We start from the raw sequence: 24,113 nt of genomic DNA, 5'->3' as shown, positions 1-24,113 counted from the left end.
CATGACGCAAGCTCTCGCCAACTCCGCCGGCCCTGCCACCCCCGCCACGCCCGCCGCCCCCGCCAATCCCGCCGACCTGCCGACGCGAATCAAAGTCCTCGCCTTCACGCTGATGTGCGTCGGCTTTTTCATGGCAACGCTCGACATCCAGATCGTTGCGTCGTCGCTGAAGGACATCGGCGGCGGCTTGTCCGCGAGTCAGGACGAACTCTCGTGGGTGCAGACGTCGTATCTGATCGCCGAAATCGTGGTGATTCCCATGTCCGGCTGGCTGACGCGTGTGTTTTCCACGCGCTGGGTGTTCGCGTTTTCCGCGCTCGGCTTCACCATTGCGAGCATGTTGTGCGGCCTCGCGTGGGACATCAACTCGATGATCCTGTTTCGCGGCCTGCAAGGCGCGCTCGGCGCCGCGATGATTCCGACCGTGTTCACCACGGCGTTCGTGCTGTTTCCCGGCAAGCAGCGGCTGATTGCATCGACCACGATCAGCGCGCTCGCCACGCTCGCGCCGACCATCGGCCCAGTGATCGGCGGCTGGATTACGTCGCAATGGTCGTGGCACTGGCTGTTCTATCTGAACCTGGTGCCGGGTGTCGCCGTCGCGCTGCTGGTGCCGAAATATGTGCACTTCGACAACGCCGACCTGTCGCTGCTGAAGAAGGGAGATTACTTCGGCATCCTTTTGATGTCAGGCTTTCTGGCGTGCCTCGAATACGTGCTCGAGGAAGGGCCGCGCAAGAACTGGTTCGGCGACGACGTAATCGTGACGTGTACGTGGATCACGGCGATTTGCGGCTTTCTGTTCATCGTGCATGCGTTCACCGCCAAAGAGCCGATCGTCGATCTGCGCGCGTTGGCCATCCGCAACTTCGGCATCGGCAGTCTGCTGTCGTTCATTACCGGCATCGGCATTTTCTGCGCGGTGTTTCTGACGCCCGTGTTCCTGTCGCGTGTGCGTGGTTTCGATTCGCTGCAGATCGGCGTGGCCTTGCTATCGGTCGGCTGTTTTCAGTTGGCCGCGATGGCGGTGTACTCGGTCGTCGCGCGCTTCGTCGACATGCGGATTCTGCTGGTGATCGGTCTCGTGCTGTTCGGCCTCGGCTGTTATCTGTATGTGCCGTTGACCAGTCAATGGGGCTGGCGTGAGTTGCTGATCCCGCAGGCGTTACGCGGCATCGGCCAGCAGTTCTGTATTCCGCCGATTGTGACGATGGCGCTCGGTTCGTTGCCGATGTCGAGGCTTCGTTCCGCTAGCGGCCTCTTTAATCTGATGCGCAACCTCGGCGGCGCGATCGGCATTGCGGTGAGCAGCACGATGCTGAACGACCGCCTGAACCTGCACTACGAGCGGCTCGATGAACATCTGAACGCGGGGCGCCCCGTCGTCCAATCGGTGTTGCAGCAGCAGACCGCGCATTTCGCGGCAGTCGGCGGCAACGCGCTGAACGCGGCCAACGCCGGACTCGCGCAACTGCACGCGCTGCTGATGCGCGAAGCGCTTGTGCTTACGTTCTCCGACACTTTCTTCGCGTTGTCGCTGTGTTTCGTGGTCGGGCTGTTGAGCGTGCTGTTATCGCGGCCGTTCGGTAATGCAGCGCCGCCGCCCGATGCCCATTAAGGAATTCGACATGAAACCGAACTTTGTCAAAGTACTGGCGAGCGCCGCGTTGCTGACGCTCGCGGCGTGCGCGGTGCAACCGGAAAAGCATGCGGATTTGCCGCTCACCGTGAAGACCGTCGCACCTGCCGCGTGGAATGTCGATGCGCCGCAAGACGCCGTGAGCGCCAACGCATGGTGGGCCCAATTCGGCGACCCGGTCATGCATCAACTGGTCGAATCCGCGTTGACCGGCAACCTCGATGTGCAGGCGGCAGTGGAGCGCGTCAGGCAGGCGCAAGACCTGGCGAAGCAGAATCGCGCGGCGCTGCTGCCTGAACTCAACGCGAGCGCCACCGCGTCGAACTCGCGCCAAAACACGCCGCCGCCCCTCGGCTATGTGCGCGAGGCCGGGGTCGGCTTGACGGCGAGCTGGACGCCCGACGTGTTCGGCGGCGAACGTCTCGCCGTGCTGGCCACTCAGGCGCAAGTTTCGGGACGGCAGTCGGCATTGAACGAAGTGCGCCTCGCGCTCGCGGCGAATACCGCCGCAGCCTATATCGATCTGCGCTGGGCGCAAGCGCAGTTGCAGATTCTCAGCGACAACGAGACGATCCGCGCCCGCGCGCTGAAGCTCACGCAACAGCGCCTGCGCTACGGGCTGTCGACGCAACTCGACGTGGCGCGCGCGCAGAATCAGCTTGAGGATTTGCGGGCGCAGATTCCGCGCGTGCAATCGGCGGTGCAGCATCAATTGAGTTTGATCGCGGTGTATTCGGGGCGCACGCCAGAGAGCGTCGATACGCTGGTGCTCGCGAGCGCACGCGAGATTCCGGTGCCCACGCAAAGCGCGCCGCAGACCTTGCCTTCGGAAGCGTTGTTGCAGCGGCCGGACGTACGCACCGCCTACGCGACGGTCGAACAGCGCGCCGCGGAAGTCGGCGTGTCGAAAGCGCAGCGCTATCCGCAGTTCCGCCTCAATCTCGCCGACGGCCTGCTGGCCTCCTCTTACCTCGGCTTGCCGACGCTCACCGACAACCTGTTCAGTGCCGCGTTGAACGCGACGAGTCCGATCTTCAACGCGGGCCGCATCACCGCGAATATCGATGCGAGCGAAAGCCGCATGCGCGAATCGCAGCTCGCATTGCAGCAGACCATGCTGCAAGCGCTGAAGGAGATCGAGGACAACCGCAGCGATCTCGTCAACGGCGCAGTGCAGGTGCAACGCCTTGGCGGTGCGCTGGATGCGTCGAACCAGGCGCTGCGTTTATCGAGCGAACTCTATAAGGGCGGCGCGTCGAGCTTCCTGGATGTGCTCGCCGCGCAGGAGGCGTATCTGCGTGACGCGGAGTCGTTGAACCAGGCCAAACGCGAGCATGCGCTTTCGGCCGTCTCGTTGTATCGGTCGCTTGGCGGCGGCTGGGATGTGCATGACGCAGTCGCGACCGTGTCGGCAAACAACTGATCGGCCGATGCTTTCGCCTACGTAAAGTCATCACGCCGGGAACAAATCATGCTGCACGACGGCTGAGTTCCTGCCGGGCCGGGTGATGAAAAAACTGCTCGAAATCTGCCTCGGCGTCGTGACCGGCGTCGGCGGCTTTCTGGAGATGGGCTCGCTGGCGACAGCCGTACAAGGCGGTGCCGCGTTTCGCTTTCAGCCCGGCTGGGCCATCCTCGTCGGCACCGTGTGCCTCGTCTTTCTCACCGAGATGGCGGGCCGTTTCTCCGCGGTGAGCCGGCATACGATCGCCGACGGCATTCGCGACCGCTTCGGCGTGAAGTTCTTCCTGTTGCCGCTCATCGCGGTCGTCCTCGTCAACGCGCTGGTTATGTCGGCGGAAATCGGCGGCGTCAGCGTCGCGCTCGAGATGGCGACCGGCATCAAGCATCCGTGGTGGGCGTTTCCCGTTGCATTGCTTGCGTGGTGTGTCTTGTGGCGCAGCACATTCGGCGTGATCGAAAAAGGAACCTCGCTGCTCGGCCTCGTCACATTAAGCTTTGTCGCCGCGGCTATTGTGCTCAAGCCCGACTGGCATCAGGTGGCACGCGGTCTCGTGCCCAGCGCGCCGCATCACGATCCCGCGAACTACTGGTTCACGGTGGTCAGCATTCTCGGTGCGTCGATCACGCCTTCGCTGTACCTGTTCTATTCGTCAGGCGCTATCGAGGATCACTGGGACCGCGGCTATCTCGGCGCGAATCGGGCGATTGCCGGTTTGGGCATGGCCTTCGGCGGCGGGATTTCACTGGCTGTTCTGATTGCGGCCGCCGTCGTTTTTCCGGCGCACGGCATCACGCGCGTCGACGATTATCAGCAGTTGCCGCTGACGCTCGTCGCGGTGTTCGGCTTCTGGGGCTTCGTGCTGTTCATCGCGTCGCTCGCTTTCGCGTGCTTCGGCGCGACGCTGGAAATGGCGCTCGAGCAGGCGTACTTCGTCGCGCAAGGTTTCGGCTGGAACTGGGGCAAAAATCGCAAGCCGCGCGACGACCCAGGGTTTAGCCTCGTGTACACCTGCGCGCTCGCAATCAGCGCGATCCCGATTGCCGCGGGCGCCGATCCGCTGAAACTGACGGTATTCTCGATGGCGCTGAGCGCGTTTAGCCTGCCGCTCACGGTCGTTCCGTTTCTCGTGCTGATGAACGACGAGAGTTATGTCGGACGTCATCGCAACGGCGCGTTCTCCAATGCGGTAGTCACGGCGATCGTCGCGCTGAGCTTCGTGCTGGCAATCGTCACGCTGCCGCTGCAGATAGCCGGAGGCACATGATGGATCTCGTGCGAGACATACTCGACAAACAACTGGTGGATCGGCACGGCGCGAAGATGGGCCGCGTCGATGGAATCGTCGTTGAGCTGCGCCACGGCCGGCCGCCCGAGGTGATTGCGCTCGAGACCGGCCCGATAACCATAGGGCGACGCATCGGCAAGAGTGCCGCGGCCTGGGTCACGCGTCTCATGATCCGTATCGGCGGCCCACAGAACGGCGAGCCGTACCGCATTCCATGGAATCGCGTGCGCCGCATCGAGATCGATATCGGCGTGGACGCCGACGTGGCCGATACGCCGCTTGGCAGGCGGCAGAACTGGTTGCGCGAACATATTGTCGGGCGCATTCCGGGGGCTCGGCGATGACACAACTCAACATCGAGCTTGTGCTCGGTCGCGAAGTGCGCTCTCGCGATGGCAAGCGACTCGGACATATAGAAGCAATCCATCTCGCACGCAACGGAGACTCGCTATTCATCAGCGAATTCCACATCGGCCCCGATGCGTTGCTTGAGCGTCTCGCGGTGGGATTATTGCCGCAGTGGCTGCGTGAAGTGGTCCATCGCAGGAATCAGTCGCGCCGCCATCGGCTTGCGTGGGACCAGATGGACCTTAGTGATCCGCGACATCCGCGGCTGATTTGCGACGAAGCTCAACTCAGGAAGCACGCGCACACAGATGACGGCCGGGCGTGAAGCCGTGTTGCGTTGAAGTGTCCGAAGGAACGTCACGTCAACTCGACGAGGCATCGAACGGCGCAAGTCAGTCGACCAGTTGCGGGTCGTCAATCGCTCCCGTCAGCAACTGAAGAAACGCCTGCATCGCGACCGGCAACGATCGGCCTGCCATCGTCTGAATCTGAAGCGTGCGTTGATGCAATGCAGGGTTGCGAATCGGCAGCGCGGCGAGGCCGTCCGCGGCGAGCCGGCTGCGTACCGTCAGCAGCCCGGTCAACGTCACCGCATCCGTTTGGCGCACGAAGCTTTGCAGCGCCGGGTGATAGTTGCTCACGAACACGGGATCGAACACGAGCCCTTCGAGGCTGCATGCAATGTCGAATAGCTGACGGATCGTCACGCCCGTATTGTTGATCGCGAACGGCCACTGCAGAAGATCCGCGAGCGTCACCGAGTCGTGCTTGCAAAGAGGATGATCGCGCCGCAGAAGCGCAAAGATCGGCGCGCGCTGCGAGTACACCACGTTGATGTCCTTCTCGGGCGCGATGCTGAAGCACACGGCGATGTCGGCGGTGCCTTCGCGCACACGCTGCGTCGCGGCCGACGGCGCCGCCACGTCGAGCTGGAAATGCGTCGCGGGATGCGTCTTCAGAAAGCGCGCGAACACCTGCGGCAAGAAATGCGGCGCGACGCCTTCGGAACTGGCGACGCGAATCGTCGCGCGTCCGCCGTTGGTCAGCCCGCGAATTTCTTCGGTCACGCGCTCGGCGTCGAGCAGGCTGCGCTGCGCGTGTTCGGCCAGCAAACGCCCGGCATCGCTCAATACCATGCCGCGCGGACGCCGCTCGAAAAGCGCCGCGCCCACCTCTTCCTCAAGCTTCGCGATCTGCCGGCTCAGCGCGGACACGGCCACATACAGCCGCGTCGATGCCTGGCTGAGCGAACCGCTGCGAGCCACCTCCAGAAAATAACGCAGTGCGGTGTTGTCCATATCGGTCGAGCTGCCCTTTGCCGTTTCGGCAACGATCGGTGCCAAATATTGTAATTGTCCACAAATATCGTCCACGCCAGGATTGCAGATAACGCCTTATCAACCGTTAGCGCCGCGGCGCGCCATTGCGCCATTGGAGAACCATGTTGACACGCGACACCGCAATCCACGAGGCCACGGATCAGTACGACTCCGGCCGTTTTCTCGACGACCTGCAGCGCCGCGTCGCGCTTCGCACGGAAAGCCAGGAAGCCGACAGCGGCGCGCGCCTGCACGCTTATCTGCGCGACGAAATCACGCCGACGCTGACGCAAATGGGCTTCACCTGCCGCATCGTCGACAATCCCGCTGCGGGCGCCGGGCCGTTTCTGGTGGGGCACCGCCACGAGGGCGACGGCTTGCCGACCGTGCTGACCTACGGCCACGGCGACGTGGTGCGCGGCTACGACGCGCAGTGGCGCGAGGGCCTGGGACCGTGGCGCGTGACGATCGAAGGCGAACGCTGGTACGGCCGCGGCACCGCTGACAACAAGGGCCAGCACAGCATCAACCTGGCGGCGCTGCAAGCGGTGCTCCGCGCGCGCGGCGGCAAGCCCGGCTTCAATCTGAAAGTGCTGTTCGAAACCGGCGAGGAAGTGGGTTCGCCGGGACTGCACGCGGTTTGCGCGCAGTTGCGCGACGAACTGGCCGCCGACGTGCTGATCGCCTCGGACGGCCCTCGCCTCGCCGCACAACGTCCGACGATTTTCCTCGGCTCGCGCGGCCTCGTGAACTTCCGCCTCGACGTGAAGCTGCGCGACGGCGGCCATCATTCGGGCAACTGGGGCGGCTTGCTGCGCAATCCCGCGGTCGTGCTCTCGAACGCGATTGCGTCGATGGTCGACGCGAACGGCCGCATCCTCGTTGAAGGCTTGCGCCCGCCGCCCGTGCCCGACGCGGTTCGCCAGGCGCTCGCCGACATCGCTGTAGGCGGCAATCCGGGCGAGCCGGAAGTCGATGCCGACTACGGCGAGCCTGGCCTCACGCCGACTGAGCGCGTGTTCGGCTGGAACAATCTCGAGGTGCTCGCATTCCGTACGGGTAATCCCGAGAAGCCGGTCAATGCGATTCCGCCGCACGCGTTCGCATACATGCAGATCCGCTTCGTGGTCGGCACCGATTGGGAAAACCTCGAACAAATCCTGCGGCGGCATCTCGACGAGAACGGCTTCAGCATGGTGGATATCGATGTCGAACGCGGCATGCCCGCAACGCGCGTCGATCCTCTCGATCCGTGGGTGCAGTGGGCGTTGCGCTCGCTGCGGCAAACGACCGGCGTCGAGCCCGTGCTGCTGCCGAATCTCGGCGGCACCTTGCCCAACGACGCGTTCGCCGACGTACTCGGCATGCCCACGCTGTGGATTCCGCATTCGTATCCGGGCTGCTCGCAACATGCGCCCGACGAGCATCTGCTCGGTCCGGTGGTGCGCGAAGGACTCGGCATGATGGCCGGCCTTTTCTGGGACCTCGGCGCGCGGGATGCCGACGCGCCTCATCGCGCGAAAGCCGGTGCATCGCAACTTCCACGAAACGTTGCACAAGGACAACCGTCATGAGCACCGATACCGCCACCGCAGCCGGCACGATCGCGGCGCCTGCATCGAACGCGCACCTGTCGCGTCTGATTCTCGCGACGTCCATCGGCAACGCGCTCGAGTTTTACGACCTCGTCGTGTACGGCTATTTCGCCACGGTTCTATCGCGCCTGTTCTTTCCGGCTCACGACAAAACCGTGTCGCTTCTGCTGACGCTCGGCACCTTCGCGCTGTCGTATCTGGCGCGGCCTGTCGGCGCGCTCGTGCTCGGCTCGTTCAGCGACCGCAAGGGCCGCAAGGCATCGCTGACGCTCTCCATCGCGTTGATGACGCTCGGCACCGGGCTCGTCGCGCTGATGCCGCCGTATGCGGCGATCGGCGTGCTCGCGCCGATCGGCATCTTCGCGTCACGGCTTCTGCAAGGCTTTTCGGCCGGCGGCGAGTTCGGCAGTTCGACGGCGTTTCTGATCGAGCATGCGCCTCAGCGCAAAGGCTTCATGGCAAGCTGGCAGTTCTCAAGCCAGGGCGCAAGCACGCTGCTCGCGTCCGCGTTCGGCGCCGTGCTGACAAGTACGCTGACACAGGATCAACTCGAAGGCTGGGGTTGGCGCATTCCGTTTTTATTCGGGATGCTAATCGGTCCGGTCGGGCTTTATATCCGTCGACGCATCGACGAAACGCCCGAATTCGAGCGCGCCGAAAAAGCCGCCTCGCCCGTGCGTGAACTGCTGGCCACGCAGAAGTCGCGCGTGCTCGTGTCGATCGGCGCGCTCGTGCTGACCACCACGGCCAACTACATGCTGCTTTACATGCCGACGTATGCGTCGCGTCAACTGGGCCTCGCGCCGTGGGCGGGTTTCGTCGCGACCTTGCTGGCCGGCTTCATCATGATGGTGCTCACGCCGATAGTCGGTCACTGGTCCGACAAAGTGGGCCGCACGCGCATCATGCTCGGCGCCGGCGTGCTGTTCCTCGTCACCGTCTATCCGGCCTTCATGCTGATGAACGCGCATCCGTCGCTCGTGACGCTGCTCGCCGCCGTCGTATGGGTCGCGCTGCTCAAGGCGACTTACTTCGCGCCGATTCCCGCGCTGATGTCGGAGCTGTTCCCGACCCGCACGCGCACGACCGGCATGGCGCTCGGCTACAACATCGGCACTACCGTGTTCGGCGGCTTCACGCCGCTCGCCGTGGCGGCGCTGATCGCGGCAACCGGCAACAATCTCGCGCCGGGTCTTTATCTGATGCTCGCGGCTGTCATCAGCCTCGGCACACTCGTCTGGGCGCGTGCGCGGCTGAACGCGCGCTGATCGTCCAATCACGCTGAACCCGTTAATAGCAGGAAATCTGGAATGCAAGAAGATTTGCAACGAGCCGTGCAGTTTGCAGTTGAACATGAGTCGCTGTGGGATCGTCACGTCGACGGTGCGTGGGGTGTGCATGTGAACGATCCGCCGCCGTGGAATCGCTTGCTCGGACCCGTGCACGATCGCGGGCCGGTGTCGGGCGCGATCGCCGTCGACGGCCGCGTGCTGACCACCTGGGGCGAACCCGATCGCGCGGACCTGACCTTCAGCGTCGCGAAGATGTACCTCGCGTTGCTCGCAGGCGTCGCGCACGATCGCGGCTTGCTGCCCGATGTGGACGAGCCCGTGCGTCTGCGCGTGCCCAACATCGGTTTCGACGACGAGCACAACGCAGCCGTCACATGGGCGCATTTGCTTCAACAAACCAGCGAGTGGCAAGGCACCTATTTCGGTTTGTCCGACCAGGCCGATCACTATCGCGCCGTTAACTTCGCCGCGCCGCCGAATGGCAAGAAGGGCGACTTGCGTCCGTTGCAGCGTCCCGGCACGTACTGGGAATACAACGATGTGCGGATCAACCAGTTGTCGCTTGCGCTGCTTCATCTGTTTCGTCGACCGTTGCCCGAGGTCTTTCGCGAAGCCATCATGCGCCCTGCCGGCGCAAGCGAAAACTGGCAATGGGTCGGCTATGACAACGCATGGGTCGAGATAGACGGACGGCGCATGCAATCGGTGCCGGGCGGCACGCATTGGGGCGGCGGCATGTCGGTGAGCGCGAACGATCAGCTCAAGGTCGCGCAGATGCTGCTCGACGAAGGTGTGGCGAACGGCCGCCGTGTTCTGTCGCAAGAATGGATCGCGCGCATGCGCACGCCTTGCGCGATCGCGCCGTTCTACGGCTATCTCGTGTGGCTCAATACGGACCGGAACGTGTTTCCGAGCGTGCCGGCATCGAGCTATTTCGGCGTCGGCGCGGGCAGTTCTTTTACGTGGATCGAACCCGAGCGACGCATGACCGTTGTGGTCCGCTGGTTGAATCCGGCCGCCGCCAACGAGTTCTTTGGACTGGTGCTCGATGCGGTCGATGCCGTCCACAGCGCGTGACATGTTCCGCCGCGAATCGCGAAGTCGAAGTGCGCAGAGGCCGGCGCAGTGCCGGCCATCTGTCGTCTAGAACGCGCTCTTGATGACGCCCCCATCGGCGCGCAACGAAGCGCCGGTCGTGGCCGACGCAAGCGGACTGGCGATATACGCGACGAGGGACGCGATTTCCTGCGGCGAACCGAATCGCTTGATGAGCGATGTGGGACGCACCTTCTCGAAGAACTCTTTCTCGAATGCTTCGAACGATTTGCCGTCGGCCTTCGCGAGCGTCTCCACGAATTCGCCCACGCCGCGCGACTTGGTCGGCCCCGGCAGCACGCTATTGACCGTAATGCCGGTGCCCGCGACGGCTTCGGCCAGCCCGCGCGAGACCGCGAGCTGCGCGGTTTTCGTTACGCCGTAGTGGATCATTTCGGCGGGAATCTGCACGCCGCTTTCGCTCGAAATGAAAATAATGCGCCCCCAGTTCGCCTGCTTCATCGCGGGCAGATACAGGCGGGCAAGGCGTACGCCGCTCAGCACGTTGACGTCGAAGAAACGTTGCCAGTCCGCGTCGGGAATCTCTTCAAACGGCTTCGGCTCGAAGATGCCCAGGTTATTGACCAGAATTTCGACAGCGGGATAGCGGCGCGCGAGTTCGTCGGCTGCGGCGGCCGTGCTGAGGTCGCCAGCGAATCCGACCACGTCGCCGCCGGTGTCCGCTTTCAGTTGAGCGACCACTTCATCCACCGACGACTGCGAGCGGCCATTGACGATCACACGAGCGCCTTCCTGCGCCAATGTGCTGGCGATAGCGAGGCCGATGCCGGCCGTGCTTCCGCTAACCAGCGCGAGTTTGCCTTTCAGGTTCAGGTCCATCAGCAATTTTCCTTTTCCGTGGATGAAATAGAAATGACGGCATCCGGTGTTGAACAACCGGATGCCGTCATGCTGATATTGACATACTCGCTATCTATCCGCGCTCGCCTCCACTAACTCAATGCGCGTTCGAACCAACCGGCGCTTCGCTCGCAGACGCTGGTTCCGCGGCCGGATGCCCGGCCGGCCGCAAGTCTTCGATCTCGTCGATGTTCTCCCGATTCAGCACCACACGCGCCCTGTCCATATCGAGCTGCCCTTCCCAACGCGCGACCACGACAGTAGCAACGCCATTGCCGATCAGGTTCGTAACCGCACGCGCCTCGTTGAGAAAGCGGTCGACACCGAGCAGTAATACGAGCCCTTCGACGGGAATCTTGTGCATCGACGCAAGCGTAGCCGCCAACGCAACGAATCCCGCTCCGGCGACGCCCGCCGATCCTTTTGACGTCAGCAAAAGCACGGCGAGTACGAGCAACTGGTCCCAGATCGACAGATGAATGTTCATGGCCTGCGCGATGAACAACGCCGCCATCGTCAGGTAAATCGCAGTGCCATCCGCATTGAACGTGTAGCCGGTCGGCAGCACCATGCCGACTACCGGACGCGAGCATCCCATCTTCTCCATCTTGATGAGCATTTGCGGCAATACGGCTTCCGTCGACGCCGTGCCAAGCGTAATCAGGATTTCGTCCTTGATATAGCGAAGGAACTTCCAGAGCGAAAGTCCGCACAGCCGCATCACGAAGCCAAGCACGACGACGACAAAGAAAATCGACGTCAGATACAGGCAAAGCATCAGTTCGCCGAACGACGCCAGCGTGCCGATACCGTACTTCGCGATCGTGAACGCCATGCCGCCGAACGCACCGATCGGTGCAACGTACATGACGATCCGCACCACCCCGAACATGCCCTGCAAGAACATGTCGAGCATGTCGACAAACGGCGCGGTCCGTGGACCGAGCTTGGCAAGCGAGATGGCGAGCAGGACAGAGAAGAAAATGATCGGCAGCATTTCGCCGTTTGCGAATGCCCCGACAATGCTGTTCGGAACAATGCTCATGAAGAATTCGAGCATGCCGTGTTGCTTCGCCGCGTGCGTGTAAGTCGCGATTGCCGCGCCGTCGATATGCGACGGATCGACGTTCATTCCGCTACCCGGCTTGATGACATTGACGACCACCATTCCAATCAAGAGCGCAATCGTCGATGCAACTTCAAAGTAAACAACGGCCTTCACGCCGACTCGCCCCGCTTCATGAAGATCGTTCATGCGCGCAATGCCGACCACGACAGAGGCAAAGATGATCGGTGCAAGCAGCATCCGGATCAGCTTGATAAAGAGATCGCCCAATGGCTTGAGTTGCGAGCCAATGTCCGGATAGAAGTGCCCGACGAGGATACCGGCGACGATGCCGATGAGAACCTGCACGTAGAGCTTCGAGACGATTTTCCTGCCTTTCGATACCAGCATGTCTGTCTCCTGTGACTGGCGTCTTCTGGAAAGAGAACGTGCGGCCACAGCGGAGCAATCCGCCCTGGCGACCACGGCTCGCTTTCGCCTTCGTTGTATTTTTTATGTGTGCACCGACGGGCGCCGCCGGTGCATTTTTACTGCGAGGTTTTATACGGACAGCTTGCGCATTTCGACGATCAGATCGGACTTACCTTCGAAGCCAATGCCCGGCAGATCCGGCATCGTGATGTAGCCGTTATCGACCTTGACGCCATCGGGGAAGCCGCCATACGGCTGGAACAGGTCCGGATACGACTCGTTTCCGCCGAGGCCGAGTCCAGCCGCGATGTTCAGCGACATCTGATGGCCGCCGTGGGGAATGCAGCGGCTCGGCGACCAGCCGTGCTGACGCAGCATGTCGAGCGTGCGCAGGTATTCGACGAGGCCATAGCTCAACGCGCAGTCGAACTGCAGCCAGTCGCGGTCGGGACGCATGCCGCCGTAGCGGATCAGGTTGCGGGCATCCTGCATCGAGAACAGGTCTTCGCCGGTTGCCATCGGGTTGTCGTAATAGTTGCGCAGCGTGGCTTGCAATTCGAAGTCGAGCGGATCGCCCGGTTCCTCGTACCAGAACAGGTCGTATTGCGAGAGCGCCTTCGCGTACTGAATCGCGGTATCGAGATCGAAGCGGCCATTCGCGTCGACGGCGAGTTTCTGGCCGTCTTGCAGCACGCTGAGAATCGAGTCGATGCGGCGCAGGTCTTCATCGAGCGACGCGCCGCCAATCTTCTTCTTCACGACCGTATACCCGCGGTCGATATAGCTGCGCATCTCGTCTTTCAGCTTCTCGTGATCCTGACCGGGGTAGTAATAGCCGCCCGCCGCATACACGAAGATCTTGCGATCCGGCTGGCCATTGCCATAACGGTCCGCGAGCAACTGGAACAGCGGCTTGCCTTCGATCTTCGCCACTGCATCCCAGATCGCCATGTCGATCGTGCCGATTGCAACCGAGCGCTCGCCGTGACCGCCGGGCTTTTCGTTGGTGAACATGGTCGCCCAGATCTTGTGCGGATCGAGGTTGTCGCCTGCATCGTTGACGAGAGAGGCAGGGTCCGCTTCGAGAATGCGCGGAATGAAGCGCTCGCGCATCAGCTTGCCCTGGCCGTAGCGGCCGTTCGAATTGAAGCCGTAGCCCACCACCGGCTTGCCGTCGCGGATCACATCGGTGATGACGGCGACCAGACTCAGCGTCATCTTGCTGAAGTCGATATACGCGTTGCGGATCGGGGAACTGATCGGAACGGTCTTTTCGCGGATTTCAACGATTCTCACGGCACAGTCTCCAGAGTTTTGGCAGAGGATTGGGATACGTCGATTGCAATATGTGACGTAGCTTAATCGCCGGAAACGCTGCTAAACTGCACTTCCATTCATTTCATTTTTCACATTCGGTGAATACTGCCACCCAACCCGCCACCGACTTCGAGTTTTTCATTCTGCTTGCGAAACTGCGGAGCTTGTCCGGTGCGGCGCGAGCGCTCGATCTGTCGCCGCCCGCGGCAACGAAGCGACTCGGCGTGATCGAGCAGCGCCTCGGCGTGCGCCTCGTGAATCGAACCACACGAAGCGTGAGTCTCACGCCCGAAGGCGAAACGTATCTGCGATATGCGTCGCAAATCGTCGGGCAAGTGCGCGAGATGGAAGAGGCGATTTCAGGAGCGAAGCGCGACCCGCAAGGTCTTTTGCGCATCAACGCGACGCTCGGTTTTGGCCGCACGACGATTGCGCCGCTCGTCTCGGAGTTCGCGAAGCGCTTTCCGGCCGTCGAAGTTCAGTTCGAAGTAACGGACCGTCCCGTCGATCTGGTCGAAGGCGCGTTCGATATGGCAATACGATTCGGCGAACTACCGGACAGCCGGCTCAGCGCGCGGCGCATCATGAGCAACCGCCGCTTTCTCTGCGCGTCGCCGAAGTACCTGGAGAAGTACGGCACGCCCGAGCGCGTTGACGATCTCGCCGAACACCGCTGCATCATCCATCGGCAAAACGACGATGCGTACGGCGTCTGGCGCTATATCGTCAACGACCACATCGAGGCGATCAAGGTAAAAGGCGCGCTGTCCAGCAACGACGGCGACATCGTGCTTCGCTGGGCATTGGACGGACACGGAATCCTGATCCGCTCCGAATGGGATCTGGCCAAGTACGTGCAGAGCGGACGACTCAATCTCGTGTTGCCCAACACGGTGCTTCCATCGGCCGATCTGTTTGTCTATTACCCGCGGCAGAAGAACCAGACGGTTCGCGCGCGCGCCTTCATCGACTTTTTGGTCAGCCGGTTTCAGGCGCCGTTCACGCCGGTCGAAACAGGCGTTCAACCGCGCGAACGGAATAAACGAAACGCGCGCAAATGATTGCCACGTGCCTAGCGCCCTGAGCCACTCACGCCGTCGCTTGCTCTACTGCGGCCACACTCTGTCTGTTTTTATCCATGAACAGAACGGCTATCGTGGCAATCACCGCGGGCGCGGCAATGGCGACGAAATTCAGCTTCAGCGGCAACGCCATTTCCATCAGAATGCCGATGATGATCGGCGCGAGAATTGCCCCGCTTCGGCCAAACCCCGACGCCCAGCCGATTCCCGTCGATCGGATCGCCAGCGGATAAAACTGCCCCGCATATGCGTAAGTGAGAATCTGCGTACCGATCGTCGACGCACCGGCGAGTCCGACCACGAAGAACAGTACCGGCGTCGGCATCTTGAAGCCGAGCAACGTGATCGACACGGCGGCGAGCGCATACATGCAAGCCAGCACATGCTTGATGTTGAAGCGATCCGCGAGCCACCCGCCGCCGATCGCGCCGATCATCGCGCCGAGGTTCAGCACCAGCACGAACGTCAATGCCGAGCCGAGCGTGTAGCCGGCGCTCGCCATCAATTTCGCGAGCCACGAACTCAGCGCGTAGACCATGAAGAGGCACATGAAGAAGGCGATCCACAGCATGACGGTGCCGAACGCGCGTCCATCCTGGAACAGCTTGCCGATCGGCGTCGCGCGCGCCGTGCCGCCATCGGACAAAACGAAGCGGTCGCCTTCCTGCGGAACGTAATCCGGCACGAGACGCGCGGCGATGGAGCGCAACGCGTCGGTGCGGCCCGTGCGAAGCAGGAACGCCATCGACTCCGGCATCATTCGCAATACGAACGGAATCAGTAGAACCGGCAGACCCGCGGCGATGAACACGGACTGCCAGCCGAAGCGCTCGATCAAGCCTTTGCCCAGCAGCGCCGCCAGCATGCCGCCGACCGAATAGCCGCTGAACATCAACGTCACCATCGTGCTGCGGATTTTGCGCGGCGAGTACTCGGACATTTGCGCGACCACGTTGGGCATCACGCCGCCGATACCCAATCCGGCGACGAAGCGAAACGCGCCGAACGTCACCGGGTCCCTGGCGAAGCCGGCCGCCGCGGTAAAGACGCTGAACAGCAAGACGCAAGCAGCGATTGTCCAGCGCCGGCCGATACGATCCGCGATTGTGCCGAAGATCACCGCGCCGAACATCATCCCGAACAACGCGGTGCTGACCATGAAGCCGGCGCTGGTCGCCTTGATGCCCATCTCCTTCATGATCGACGGCAACGCGATGCCCGCGACCGCCAGATCGTAGCCGTCGAAGATGATCACCAGCGTGCACATGGCGAGCACGATTGCATGTAGACGCGTAAAGCGCGCGTCGTCGCCAAGCTTGTGAATATCGATGTGCCGCATGTTGGTTCTCCTTGAACCGGCTTGAACGAGGCGCACGCGCACGGCGTGCCAGGAACAGGTGTAGCTGGCGGCCTGATTGGGATTGCCGCTCGTGTAAGTGCCCTTGGCGGGATTTCGGCGCGGCTGTAATGCCGTTCGTTAGTTCGATGCACGCGGCGGCAGCGTTAGCCGCATCGCCAAACCCGCTCGCCCCCGAGTGAATGCACTATAGAGCACATTTAACATGCACCATAATGCTCGTTAACACTAGCGCAGCGCGTTACATCGGGTCGGCAAGGGCTCGCGGAGGGCCGCTCCGTCGACGGCCGCCGGGCGGCGATATACTCGGCTACTTCAGCCGTCCGCCTTCGTGGGAATCGAATGAATTCATCGCCGACCGACGCGGCCGCCGACGCAGCGCCCAAAGAGCCCGTGCTCGTCGCACTGGGTGAGCGCGTCCGTCTTTTGCGCGCGCGGCGAGGCATGACGCGGCGCGATCTGGCTCATCAGTCGAACGTGTCCGAACGTCATCTGGCCAATCTGGAGATGGGCAGCGGCAACGTGTCCCTGCTCGTGCTCGCGCAACTCGCGCAGACGCTGGGCTGCTCAGTCGCGGCGCTCGTCGGCGATCCGTTGAGCTGCTCGGCCGAAGGCGAGCAGATCCTGGAGTTGTTGCGCGATCAGCCACCGGCTGCGTTGCAGCACGCGCTCGAAACACTCAGGCAGTCGCTCGCCGCCCGTTCCGCGGACCCTGGCCGCTATCGGCGCATTGCATTGATCGGCTTGCGAGGCGCCGGCAAATCGACGCTCGGCAAAATGCTCGCGGATGCAATGGGTTTGCCGTTTATCGAACTCACGCGCGAGATCGAGCGGATTGCGGGCTGCAAGCCGTCCGAGGTTCATGCGCTGTATGGCGCGACCGCCTATCGGCGTTATGAGTTCAGAGCCCTCGAAGAAGTCCTGAAGCGCGAAGCGGAAGCGGTCATCGCGTCGCCGGGTGGACTGGTATCGGAGACGCGCACATTCAATCTGCTTCTGTCGCGCTGCTTCACCGTCTGGTTGCGCGCGACGCCCGAGGACCACATGCAGCGTGTTATCGATCAGGGCGATCTGCGGCCGATGGCAGGCCGAAGCGAAGCAATGGACGACCTGCGCCGCATCCTCGCCGGCCGCTCCGAACTCTATGCACGCGCGGACGTTGCTTACGACACCAGCGGCAAGACGTTGAAGCAGGCTTATCGAGGATTGCGCGAGCTGGTGACGGCGAGCGTCGAATCAAATACGGGGGATGGCTCTTGGGCGTCAACTTCGACCTGAACGATTTGCAGGCGTTTCGAGCCGTCGTGGAGTTGGGCAGTTTCCGCAAGGCAGCGGAGGCGGTCAATATCTCGCAGCCGGCGCTGAGCCGGCGCATCGAGAAACTCGAAGCGGCGCTCGGCGTGCGGCTGTTCGAGCGGACCACGCGCAGCGTGACGCTGACCACCGTCGGCCGCGTGTTCGCGCCGAGCGCGGAACAGCTTCTCGACGATCTCGACGTCGCCTTGCTCGGCATCCGCGACGTTTCCAGCAGCCGCCTCGGTCATGTGACCATCGCGTGCGTGCCGTCAGTTGCGTACTATTTCCTGCCGAGCGTCGTTGCCGCCTATCACGCCCGCTATCCGCGCATCCGCGTCAAGCTGCTCGATTCGAGCGCCAACGAAGTGCTCGGCTCGGTCATCAGCGGCGAAGCCGACTTCGGCGTCAGCTTCATGGGCAGCCAGGAGCCCGAGGTGGAGTTCAAGGTTCTGCTGCAGGAAAGGTTTGTCGCGGCATGCCGGCGCGATCATCCACTGGCCCGCAAGACGCGCGTGTCATGGAGCGAGCTTTACGAACACGAATACGTTTCCGTCGACAAGACATCCGGCAACCGCCTGCTGCTAGATCAGGCGTTGACCAGCGTGGCGCCGCCCGTGCCGAGCGTCTGCGAGACGCGCCATGTGACCACCCTGCTCGGCCTGATCGAAGCGGGACTCGGTGTGGCCGCGGTGCCTTCGATGGCGATGCCGATGCGCGATCATCCAATCTTGACCGGCGTGCCGCTCGTCGATCCGGTCGTGACGAGGCGCGTCGGCATTCTCAAACGCCGCGGCCGCCCGCTTGCGCCGGCCGCGCAACAGTTCCATCAGATGATTCTCGAGGCCAGACGCAGCAGCACGGCGCGCGCGGCCAAGAAGACTTCGAAATGACATTGGCCAGGCCATTGCGGCTGCTTTACGTGCAGGTGCTGCTCGGCATGGCGCTCGGCATGACCGTCGGCCATGTGTGGCCGCAGATCGGCGCATCGCTCAAACCGCTCAGCGATGCGTTCGTCGCGCTGGTACGCATGATGATCGCGCCGATCGTGTTCTGCACGATCGTCACCGGCATTACTTCGCTCGCGAGCGGCTCGAAGATCGGCCGGACCATCCTGAAGGCGCTGGCGCTCTTCTACTGTCTGACCATCGTCGCGCTCGTTCTCGGGCTCGGCACCGCGTTCGCGCTGCATCCGGGCGCGGGAATGCACATCGACGCGCATCATCTGGATACGGCCATCCTCGCGCACTATTCGGCGCGCACCGAGTCGCACGGACTCGTCGAATTCGCGCTGCATGTGATTCCGCAGACGCTCGTCGGCGCGTTCGAGAAAGGCGAAGTGCTGCCGGTTTTGCTGCTCGCCCTTCTGTTCGGCTTTGCATTGAACGCGAGCCCAACAGCCGGGCGGCGGGTGCAGGAAATGATCGACAGTGTCGCGGACGTGCTCTTCCGCATCCTCGCGATGATCATGCGGCTTGCGCCCGCCGGCGCGTTCGGCGCGATGGCGTTCACGGTCGGCCGCTTCGGCATTCGTTCGATCGGCTCGCTCGGCATGCTGATGCTGTCGTTCTACGTGGCGTGTCTGCTGTTCGTGATCTGCGTGCTCGGTCCGCTCGCGCGGCTGCATGGCTTCTCGCTGTGGAGGCTGCTGCGCTACATTCGCGAGGAACTCGTGATCGTGCTCGCGACGTCGTCGACGGAACCGGTGTTGCCGCGCCTTATCGTCAAGCTCGAAGCGCTCGGCTGCGACAAGGGCATCGTGGGTCTCGTGCTGCCGGCGGGCTACTCGTTCAACCTGGACGGCACGGCGATCTACCTGACGCTTGCCTCGATGTTCATCGCTCAAGCCTGCGATGTCCCGCTCTCCGGCGGCCAGATCGCGACGATGCTTGCCGTCATGCTGCTGACGTCGAAGGGCGCGGCGGGCGTATCGGGCAGCGGGCTCGTCGCGCTCGTCGCGACGCTCGCCGTGATTCCCGACTTGCCGCTTGCGGGCGTCGCGCTGCTGGTCGGAATCGATCGCTTCATGTCCGAAGCGCGCGCGCTGACGAGTGTGATCAGCAACGCGTGCGCGGTCATTTTCGTATCAATGTGGGAGCGTGCCTGCGACCGGACGCGTCTCAGAGAAGCATTGAGCCTCGCGCACGCGCCGGAAGAAGCATTCGATCAACCCGCCGACCTGCCGGGCTGAGTGCTTGCCTTCAATGATTGCGTTGAATGGTTGCCTTCGTCAGTGCGAGGCGACGGAATCGAGCCCGGTCGATCGCACTTCCGGCTGCGCGGCGGGCGACGCAAGATACTCAAGCAGCGCTTTGGCCTCCTTCGGATGCTGCGCGCCGACCGGAATGCCGGCCGCGAAGCGCGTGACAGACTGCAGCGATTCCGGAATCTTGCCGACGTACGCCGCGCCCTTCACGGGCAGCAACTCGCTCACCTGCTGAAATCCCAATTCGTAATCGCCGCTTGCAACGACCGACGCCACCGGGATCTTCGGGATCATCTTCGCCTTGCCCTTCATCTGTTCCTCAATGCCGAGCCGCTTGAACAGTTCGCGCTCGACATACACGCCGCTCGCGCTGTCCGAGTAAGCGATCGACCGGGCATGCAGCAAGGTTTGCTTAAGCGCCGCCTCGGAGCCGATGTCGGGCTTCGGCGCGCCGTCGCGCACCACCATGCCGATGCGCGAATCCGCGAGTTCGACGCGCGAATCGGGGATCACCTTGCGCTGCTTGATGAGGTCGTCGAGTGCATAGCCGACCATGATCACCACGTCGGCCGGCTCGCCGCGCTCGAGCCGGTTCGGAATGGCTTCGGGCGACTTGCCCATCGACGGGCCGAACGCGGTATCGAGTGTATTGCCCGTCGACGCCGCGAATTGCGGTCCGAGCACTTTGTAGGCGGCCGTGAAGCCGCCCGAGCTCATCACGCGCAGATCGGCGGCCTGCACATTCGTCACAGCGGCGGCGCTGCCGAGCAACGCCACGGTACACAACTTCAGGAAGAAGGATTTCATGGTCGGAAGAATGTCAGTGTGAAGTCCGAACGAGCGACGCAGCGATGCATCACTAAGCTGCACGCAGCGGCGCGGCACGCCGCCGATACAGTGCGATGGTCGCGCCGAGGCCGCACATCGCGGCGAAGCTCATCCAGTAACCGGGCGCGGCCTTGTCGCCTGTCATGTGAATCAGCGCGGTCGAGATGACGGGCGTGAAGCCGCCGAACACCGCCGTCGCGAGACTGTAGGCCAGCGAGAAGCCCGCCACGCGCACTTCGACCGGCATCACTTCGGTGAGCGCGACGACCATCGCGCCGTTGTACATGCCGTACATGAACGAGAGCCACAACAGCACCAGCAGCATGTTGACGAAGCTCGGCGCGTGAGCCAGCAGCGACAGCGCGGGATAGGCCGTCGCGATCGCCAGCAGCGTCATGCCGAGCAGCAGCGGACGGCGCCCGATGCGATCGGACAGCGCGCCGCCGATGGGCAACCAGATGAAGTTGGAGATTCCCACGCACAGTGTGACGAGCAGACTGTCGGCGGTGCTCAGATGCAGGACCGTCTTGCCGAAGGTCGGCGCATACACCGTGATCAGATAGAAGCTCGTGGTGGTCATCGAGACCAGCAGCATGCCCGCGACCACGACATTCCAGTTCTGCACGAGCGTCGCGAAGACTTCTTTCATGCTCGGGCGATGCTGACGCTGCTTGAATTCCCGCGTCTCTTCGAGATTGCGTCGCAAGATGAAGATGAAAGGCACGATCATGCAGCCGACGAAGAACGGCACGCGCCATCCCCACGCAGCGATCGCCGCCGTATCGAGCCACTGATTGAGCCCGAAGCCGAGCGCCGCCGCGATCACGATCGCCACTTGCTGGCTCGCCGACTGCCAACTGGTAAAGAAACCCTTGCGGCCCGGCGTCGCCATTTCGGCGAGATAGACCGAGACGCCGCCCAGTTCCGCGCCCGCCGAGAAACCTTGCAGCAGGCGTCCAATCAGCACGAGCGCCGGCGCAACAAGTCCGAGCGTCGCGTAGCCGGGTACGAATGCGATCAGGATTGTGCCGCTCGCCATGATCGACAGCGTGACGATGAGGCCTTTACGCCGGCCGACATCGTCGATATACGCGCCGAGGATGATCGCGCCGAGCGGCCGCATCAGAAAGCCCGCGCCGAACACGGCGAACGTCATCATCAGCGAAGCGAATTCGCTGCCCGCCGGGAAAAACACGGCGGCGATCTGCGTGGCGTAAAAGCCGAACAGGAAGAAGTCGAACTGCTCGAGGAAGTTGCCTGCCGTCACGCGCAGCACGGCGGATGTCTTCGATTGCCCGGGAGCCACAGGCGTTGAGGAAGCATGCATCGAGGGTGTCTCCAGAAATTTCGAACTCGCGGGGGTGCGGGCGGTTTGTTGTTTGTCGAATCTTCGCCCGGCGCGCGGGAAACGATAAGTGCTATTTTCTGAATGATCGATGCACGGTGGTTATCAATCGCGGCGCGGCTCAACCGGTCTGCGATTGCGGGCACTCCGTCTGAAACCAGTAGTCGACGAGGCGCTGCGCGGCTTGCAGATCGTCGGGATAGTAGGGATCGTCATACCAGGGCGACGGGTCGTAGCCGGCTTTCCTGAGAGCCGCGAGTTCGCTTTGATGCTGGCCCATCGTCGGCGGCGCGTTGGTTTTTAGCGCCGCGAGGTCGCGGCATTCCGTCGGGCTGAGATGCGGTCCCGCGTATGGCGCGCCGCCGACCACGCAACCGGAGAGCAGAAGCGCGAAAGCCGACGATGCCCACACTGCCGGCAGTGCCCACCGTGCCGGCCGAAATGTTTGCCGTGTGCTCATACCGGTTGCGCTCCGAAAAAGTACTGCATGTCGAATTTACGACCGTTACACGCGAATGTTGGAACAGCGCCTATTCGTCTCCACTGTAGTACACGTAGCCCGGCTGACGCAGACGAACCTGTCCGTACGGTTCATCGGTCGTATTGCCTTGCATTGGAAACTTGTCCCACAGCAACGCCCTGCCCTCCATCTGCTGTCTGTCCACCTCGGGATGCGTCGCCTTGTACTGGTTGAGAAACTGCTCGAAGGGCGACACGTATAGCCCTTTTGTCGCATCCGAAGCGTTATTTGACGAGCGGCCGAATAGCTTCATTTCACTCTCTCACATCGTCCACATTGAAGGCGCACGCCGAACCGCGCGTGCGCGTATGCATTTGCTGAATACAGCTAGCCGCGTGCCACGCGGCGCATACCGGCAACAAGCGCTAACGCGGCCCGTGCCGTTGCTTTGCGCCGCCGCCGGCGCCGTGGTCCTTGCCGGCCTTGGTGTGATTCGCCGCGTGTTGTCCGCTGCCCGGCTTGCCGCTGGGCGTCGTTGCGGGCTTGCCGGAATTTGCTTCGGCCTTGGCATCCTGCTCGGTGCGATTATCGGGGGGAGCGGTCTTCACGATTGATCCTCCATTTGCGCATGGCGCGGTAACGATCCAGCGACGCGCGAGCCGCACACGTCGCCGGTCCAAAAAACAAGCGCTGCTTCGCGAGCGGCGCTTCGATAGGTCACTTCGACGAAGACACCCCAAGCGCTTGCGCCAGCTCGGCTGCATGTTGCAGATGTTCTTTGCCGACGGGTACACCTCGCGCCGCGAATGCCTTGACGTCCGGGTCTTCGCCCTGCGCGGCCTCGCTGGCATAGAGCGAGTTACCCATTCGATGAATGTGCAGTTGCGAGATCACATATTCGCGATCGAATTGCGCTCCGGACATATGCGAGAGTTCCGAATATAGCGTGTGATTCGCGGGGTCCATCGCCTTCAGGAGCCGGACATGTTTCGTGTCCGCGAGCTGCGTGAGCTCGGCGTTGATCCGCGTATGTTCGGCGACCATGTGCTCGCCGAACGAGCGGACCTCCGGCGAACTGCCTCGCGTCGCCGCCAATTGGCCGAGGTCGATTTCAGCGGTTCCGACGCTCGCCGCCGTCAGCATGAATTGCTGATCGTTGGGCGTGACTTCGGCGCCCGACTGCATTAAACGGCATCCCGCTGCGGCGAGCATCGTGGCGCAACACAGCGCGGCAAAGAGCCAGCGTTGCTGCGCGTGGCGCGAGGTGTTGCGCGCCTGGGTTGACGCGCCGCTAGTGCTGTCGATGCGATTCATTGTCGGCTCTCCCGTATGCCACCGCCTGCGATGCGTGGGCAGCGGTCGTTGCTCGTCGAAGGCGATGGCGGCCTCGTTCATCCGCTCGCGATACGCGGATGCCTGGGTCCATGTCCATCTGGCACGACGTACCGAGCATGGGCTATGCCTGGCGCGCCTTGCAATCAGCCCGGTTGAGCTTGCGTGCATTCGGTCTCGTACCAGATGTTCACCTGGCGCTGCGCCGCTTCGAGATCGGCCGGGTAATAAGGATCGAAGCGCCATTCCGGGTGATAGCCCGCGCTGCGCAGCGCCGTCAGCTCGCTCATGCTGCGCTCGTGCGTGGCGGGCGCCTTGTTGCGCAGATCGGTGAGATCGCGGCATTGCGCGGCGCTCAGATGCCGTTGCGCGGTCTGCTGCATGCCGCCCGTCGCGCAACCGGCGAGCGAGAGCACCAACGCCGCAAGCAGCGGCTCGAACTTCGTCGCGATCTTCATGTGGTGTCTCCTTTAATCCAACTTAGCCAAACTTGATCCAACGATCACGGCGGCGCATG

General features: G+C 62.7%; 24 protein-coding genes. 12 read left to right on the top strand and 12 right to left on the bottom strand.

Features of this window, described 5'->3' with window-relative positions; genetic code table 11:
- Nucleotide 1: 1 nt before the first annotated feature.
- The 5 genes from P0D87_RS03360 (at nt 2) to P0D87_RS03340 (ending at nt 5,062) form a co-directional block, all read left to right on the top strand.
- Nucleotides 2-1,618 (top strand): DHA2 family efflux MFS transporter permease subunit, encoded by a 1,617-nt coding sequence (locus P0D87_RS03360; RefSeq protein ID WP_321175865.1) that lies wholly within the window; start codon nt 2-4, stop codon nt 1,616-1,618.
- Between the two features lie 10 nt (nt 1,619-1,628).
- Nucleotides 1,629-3,062: an efflux transporter outer membrane subunit gene (locus tag P0D87_RS03355; RefSeq protein WP_053860735.1), complete on the top strand. Its 1,434-nt coding sequence runs from the start codon at nt 1,629-1,631 to the stop codon at nt 3,060-3,062.
- A gap of 85 nt (nt 3,063-3,147) precedes the next feature.
- Complete coding sequence (locus P0D87_RS03350) at nt 3,148-4,368, top strand: NRAMP family divalent metal transporter (RefSeq protein WP_053859358.1); 1,221 nt, start codon at nt 3,148-3,150, stop codon at nt 4,366-4,368.
- Nucleotides 4,365-4,733, top strand: a complete 369-nt coding sequence (locus tag P0D87_RS03345; RefSeq protein WP_244231068.1) for a hypothetical protein — start codon at nt 4,365-4,367, stop codon at nt 4,731-4,733. Before P0D87_RS03350 ends, P0D87_RS03345 begins: the two co-directional genes overlap by 4 nt.
- Nucleotides 4,730-5,062: a hypothetical protein gene (locus P0D87_RS03340; protein WP_053859360.1), complete on the top strand. Its 333-nt coding sequence runs from the start codon at nt 4,730-4,732 to the stop codon at nt 5,060-5,062. Before P0D87_RS03345 ends, P0D87_RS03340 begins: the two co-directional genes overlap by 4 nt.
- Nucleotides 5,063-5,129: 67 nt before the next feature.
- Here the strand turns inward: P0D87_RS03340 and P0D87_RS03335 are convergent, their stop codons facing one another.
- A complete protein-coding gene (locus P0D87_RS03335) occupies nt 5,130-6,035 on the bottom strand; it encodes a LysR family transcriptional regulator (protein WP_053860736.1) in 906 nt (301 codons plus the stop codon).
- 146 nt (nt 6,036-6,181) lie between these two features.
- Here P0D87_RS03335 and P0D87_RS03330 point away from each other — a divergent pair, with 146 nt between their 5' ends.
- From P0D87_RS03330 to P0D87_RS03320, 3 genes are read left to right on the top strand one after another with little or no spacing between them, the layout of a single operon-like run.
- Nucleotides 6,182-7,630 carry a M20 family metallopeptidase gene (locus P0D87_RS03330; RefSeq protein ID WP_053860737.1) on the top strand — a complete coding sequence of 483 codons (1,449 nt, stop codon included), beginning with the start codon at nt 6,182-6,184 and terminating at the stop codon, nt 7,628-7,630.
- Nucleotides 7,627-8,919 carry an MFS transporter gene (locus tag P0D87_RS03325; protein ID WP_053859361.1) on the top strand — a complete coding sequence of 431 codons (1,293 nt, stop codon included), beginning with the start codon at nt 7,627-7,629 and terminating at the stop codon, nt 8,917-8,919. Before P0D87_RS03330 ends, P0D87_RS03325 begins: the two co-directional genes overlap by 4 nt.
- A 42-nt stretch (nt 8,920-8,961) precedes the next feature.
- Complete coding sequence (locus P0D87_RS03320) at nt 8,962-10,020, top strand: serine hydrolase domain-containing protein (protein ID WP_053859362.1); 1,059 nt, start codon at nt 8,962-8,964, stop codon at nt 10,018-10,020.
- A 66-nt stretch (nt 10,021-10,086) separates the two neighbouring features.
- Here the strand turns inward: P0D87_RS03320 and P0D87_RS03315 are convergent, their stop codons facing one another.
- From P0D87_RS03315 to P0D87_RS03305, 3 genes are all read right to left on the bottom strand, one after another.
- On the bottom strand, nt 10,087-10,878 hold the full coding sequence (locus P0D87_RS03315) for an SDR family NAD(P)-dependent oxidoreductase (RefSeq protein ID WP_053859363.1): 792 nt from the start codon (nt 10,876-10,878) through the stop codon (nt 10,087-10,089).
- A 118-nt stretch (nt 10,879-10,996) separates the two neighbouring features.
- The gene (dctA, locus tag P0D87_RS03310) at nt 10,997-12,355 is read right to left on the bottom strand and encodes a C4-dicarboxylate transporter DctA (RefSeq protein WP_029966029.1); all 1,359 of its coding nucleotides are present in this window, start codon (nt 12,353-12,355) and stop codon (nt 10,997-10,999) included.
- A gap of 150 nt (nt 12,356-12,505) precedes the next feature.
- A complete protein-coding gene (locus P0D87_RS03305; RefSeq protein ID WP_053859364.1) occupies nt 12,506-13,672 on the bottom strand; it encodes a mandelate racemase/muconate lactonizing enzyme family protein in 1,167 nt (388 codons plus the stop codon).
- A gap of 119 nt (nt 13,673-13,791) precedes the next feature.
- Here P0D87_RS03305 and P0D87_RS03300 point away from each other — a divergent pair, with 119 nt between their 5' ends.
- Nucleotides 13,792-14,754: a LysR family transcriptional regulator gene (locus P0D87_RS03300; RefSeq protein WP_006052120.1), complete on the top strand. Its 963-nt coding sequence runs from the start codon at nt 13,792-13,794 to the stop codon at nt 14,752-14,754.
- Nucleotides 14,755-14,782: 28 nt separating this feature from the next.
- Here P0D87_RS03300 and P0D87_RS03295 read toward each other — a convergent pair whose 3' ends face one another.
- Nucleotides 14,783-16,114 carry an MFS transporter gene (locus P0D87_RS03295; protein ID WP_053859365.1) on the bottom strand — a complete coding sequence of 444 codons (1,332 nt, stop codon included), beginning with the start codon at nt 16,112-16,114 and terminating at the stop codon, nt 14,783-14,785.
- 360 nt (nt 16,115-16,474) lie between these two features.
- Between P0D87_RS03295 and P0D87_RS03290 the strand changes: the two genes are divergently transcribed.
- The 3 genes from P0D87_RS03290 to dctA (P0D87_RS03280) are packed head-to-tail and all read left to right on the top strand — an operon-like array spanning nt 16,475 to nt 19,616.
- Nucleotides 16,475-17,410 (top strand): helix-turn-helix transcriptional regulator, encoded by a 936-nt coding sequence (locus P0D87_RS03290; RefSeq protein WP_053859366.1) that lies wholly within the window; start codon nt 16,475-16,477, stop codon nt 17,408-17,410.
- Nucleotides 17,389-18,318: a LysR family transcriptional regulator gene (locus P0D87_RS03285; RefSeq protein WP_006052116.1), complete on the top strand. Its 930-nt coding sequence runs from the start codon at nt 17,389-17,391 to the stop codon at nt 18,316-18,318. Before P0D87_RS03290 ends, P0D87_RS03285 begins: the two co-directional genes overlap by 22 nt.
- Complete coding sequence (gene dctA, locus P0D87_RS03280; protein WP_053859367.1) at nt 18,315-19,616, top strand: C4-dicarboxylate transporter DctA; 1,302 nt, start codon at nt 18,315-18,317, stop codon at nt 19,614-19,616. The genes P0D87_RS03285 and dctA (P0D87_RS03280) overlap by 4 nt, the downstream gene beginning before the upstream one ends.
- A 39-nt stretch (nt 19,617-19,655) precedes the next feature.
- Here the strand turns inward: dctA (P0D87_RS03280) and P0D87_RS03275 are convergent, their stop codons facing one another.
- From P0D87_RS03275 to P0D87_RS03245, 7 genes are all read right to left on the bottom strand, one after another.
- Complete coding sequence (locus P0D87_RS03275) at nt 19,656-20,438, bottom strand: substrate-binding domain-containing protein (protein WP_053860738.1); 783 nt, start codon at nt 20,436-20,438, stop codon at nt 19,656-19,658.
- A 52-nt stretch (nt 20,439-20,490) separates the two neighbouring features.
- Nucleotides 20,491-21,786, bottom strand: coding sequence for an MFS transporter (locus P0D87_RS03270; RefSeq protein ID WP_006052113.1), 1,296 nt, complete (start codon nt 21,784-21,786; stop codon nt 20,491-20,493).
- 139 nt (nt 21,787-21,925) lie between these two features.
- Nucleotides 21,926-22,264 (bottom strand): DUF4148 domain-containing protein, encoded by a 339-nt coding sequence (locus P0D87_RS03265; RefSeq protein WP_171799982.1) that lies wholly within the window; start codon nt 22,262-22,264, stop codon nt 21,926-21,928.
- Between the two features lie 70 nt (nt 22,265-22,334).
- A complete protein-coding gene (locus P0D87_RS03260) occupies nt 22,335-22,577 on the bottom strand; it encodes a DUF3460 family protein (RefSeq protein ID WP_006052111.1) in 243 nt (80 codons plus the stop codon).
- Nucleotides 22,578-22,689: 112 nt separating this feature from the next.
- The gene (locus P0D87_RS03255; protein WP_006052110.1) at nt 22,690-22,872 is read right to left on the bottom strand and encodes a hypothetical protein; all 183 of its coding nucleotides are present in this window, start codon (nt 22,870-22,872) and stop codon (nt 22,690-22,692) included.
- A gap of 109 nt (nt 22,873-22,981) precedes the next feature.
- Entirely contained in the window at nt 22,982-23,578 is a 597-nt protein-coding gene (locus tag P0D87_RS03250) for a DUF4142 domain-containing protein (RefSeq protein ID WP_171799983.1), read from the bottom strand.
- A 164-nt stretch (nt 23,579-23,742) separates the two neighbouring features.
- On the bottom strand, nt 23,743-24,054 hold the full coding sequence (locus tag P0D87_RS03245) for a hypothetical protein (RefSeq protein ID WP_006052108.1): 312 nt from the start codon (nt 24,052-24,054) through the stop codon (nt 23,743-23,745).
- Between the last annotated feature and the right edge of the window lie 59 nt (nt 24,055-24,113).

The organism is Paraburkholderia sp. RL17-368-BIF-A (assembly GCF_046054045.1).
Classification (GTDB): Bacteria; Pseudomonadota; Gammaproteobacteria; order Burkholderiales; family Burkholderiaceae; genus Paraburkholderia; species Paraburkholderia graminis.
The sequence above is the reverse complement of the archived record's forward strand: the minus strand, read 5'-3'. Positions and strand labels throughout refer to the sequence as shown.

What these genes read in the sequence shown, in the direction of transcription:
- P0D87_RS03360 (WP_321175865.1), top strand. Translation starts at nt 2, where the DNA reads ATGACGCAAGCTCTCGCCAACTCCGCCGGCCCTGCCACCCCCGCCACG.
- P0D87_RS03355 (WP_053860735.1), top strand. Translation starts at nt 1,629, where the DNA reads ATGAAACCGAACTTTGTCAAAGTACTGGCGAGCGCCGCGTTGCTGACG.
- P0D87_RS03350 (WP_053859358.1), top strand. Translation starts at nt 3,148, where the DNA reads ATGAAAAAACTGCTCGAAATCTGCCTCGGCGTCGTGACCGGCGTCGGC.
- P0D87_RS03345 (WP_244231068.1), top strand. Translation starts at nt 4,365, where the DNA reads ATGATGGATCTCGTGCGAGACATACTCGACAAACAACTGGTGGATCGG.
- P0D87_RS03340 (WP_053859360.1), top strand. Translation starts at nt 4,730, where the DNA reads ATGACACAACTCAACATCGAGCTTGTGCTCGGTCGCGAAGTGCGCTCT.
- P0D87_RS03335 (WP_053860736.1), bottom strand. Translation starts at nt 6,035, where the DNA reads ATGGACAACACCGCACTGCGTTATTTTCTGGAGGTGGCTCGCAGCGGT.
- P0D87_RS03325 (WP_053859361.1), top strand. Translation starts at nt 7,627, where the DNA reads ATGAGCACCGATACCGCCACCGCAGCCGGCACGATCGCGGCGCCTGCA.
- P0D87_RS03320 (WP_053859362.1), top strand. Translation starts at nt 8,962, where the DNA reads ATGCAAGAAGATTTGCAACGAGCCGTGCAGTTTGCAGTTGAACATGAG.
- P0D87_RS03315 (WP_053859363.1), bottom strand. Translation starts at nt 10,878, where the DNA reads ATGGACCTGAACCTGAAAGGCAAACTCGCGCTGGTTAGCGGAAGCACG.
- dctA (WP_029966029.1), bottom strand. Translation starts at nt 12,355, where the DNA reads ATGCTGGTATCGAAAGGCAGGAAAATCGTCTCGAAGCTCTACGTGCAG.
- P0D87_RS03295 (WP_053859365.1), bottom strand. Translation starts at nt 16,114, where the DNA reads ATGCGGCACATCGATATTCACAAGCTTGGCGACGACGCGCGCTTTACG.
- P0D87_RS03290 (WP_053859366.1), top strand. Translation starts at nt 16,475, where the DNA reads ATGAATTCATCGCCGACCGACGCGGCCGCCGACGCAGCGCCCAAAGAG.
- dctA (WP_053859367.1), top strand. Translation starts at nt 18,315, where the DNA reads ATGACATTGGCCAGGCCATTGCGGCTGCTTTACGTGCAGGTGCTGCTC.
- P0D87_RS03275 (WP_053860738.1), bottom strand. Translation starts at nt 20,438, where the DNA reads ATGAAATCCTTCTTCCTGAAGTTGTGTACCGTGGCGTTGCTCGGCAGC.
- P0D87_RS03270 (WP_006052113.1), bottom strand. Translation starts at nt 21,786, where the DNA reads ATGCATGCTTCCTCAACGCCTGTGGCTCCCGGGCAATCGAAGACATCC.
- P0D87_RS03265 (WP_171799982.1), bottom strand. Translation starts at nt 22,264, where the DNA reads ATGAGCACACGGCAAACATTTCGGCCGGCACGGTGGGCACTGCCGGCA.
- P0D87_RS03260 (WP_006052111.1), bottom strand. Translation starts at nt 22,577, where the DNA reads ATGAAGCTATTCGGCCGCTCGTCAAATAACGCTTCGGATGCGACAAAA.
- P0D87_RS03250 (WP_171799983.1), bottom strand. Translation starts at nt 23,578, where the DNA reads ATGAATCGCATCGACAGCACTAGCGGCGCGTCAACCCAGGCGCGCAAC.
- P0D87_RS03245 (WP_006052108.1), bottom strand. Translation starts at nt 24,054, where the DNA reads ATGAAGATCGCGACGAAGTTCGAGCCGCTGCTTGCGGCGTTGGTGCTC.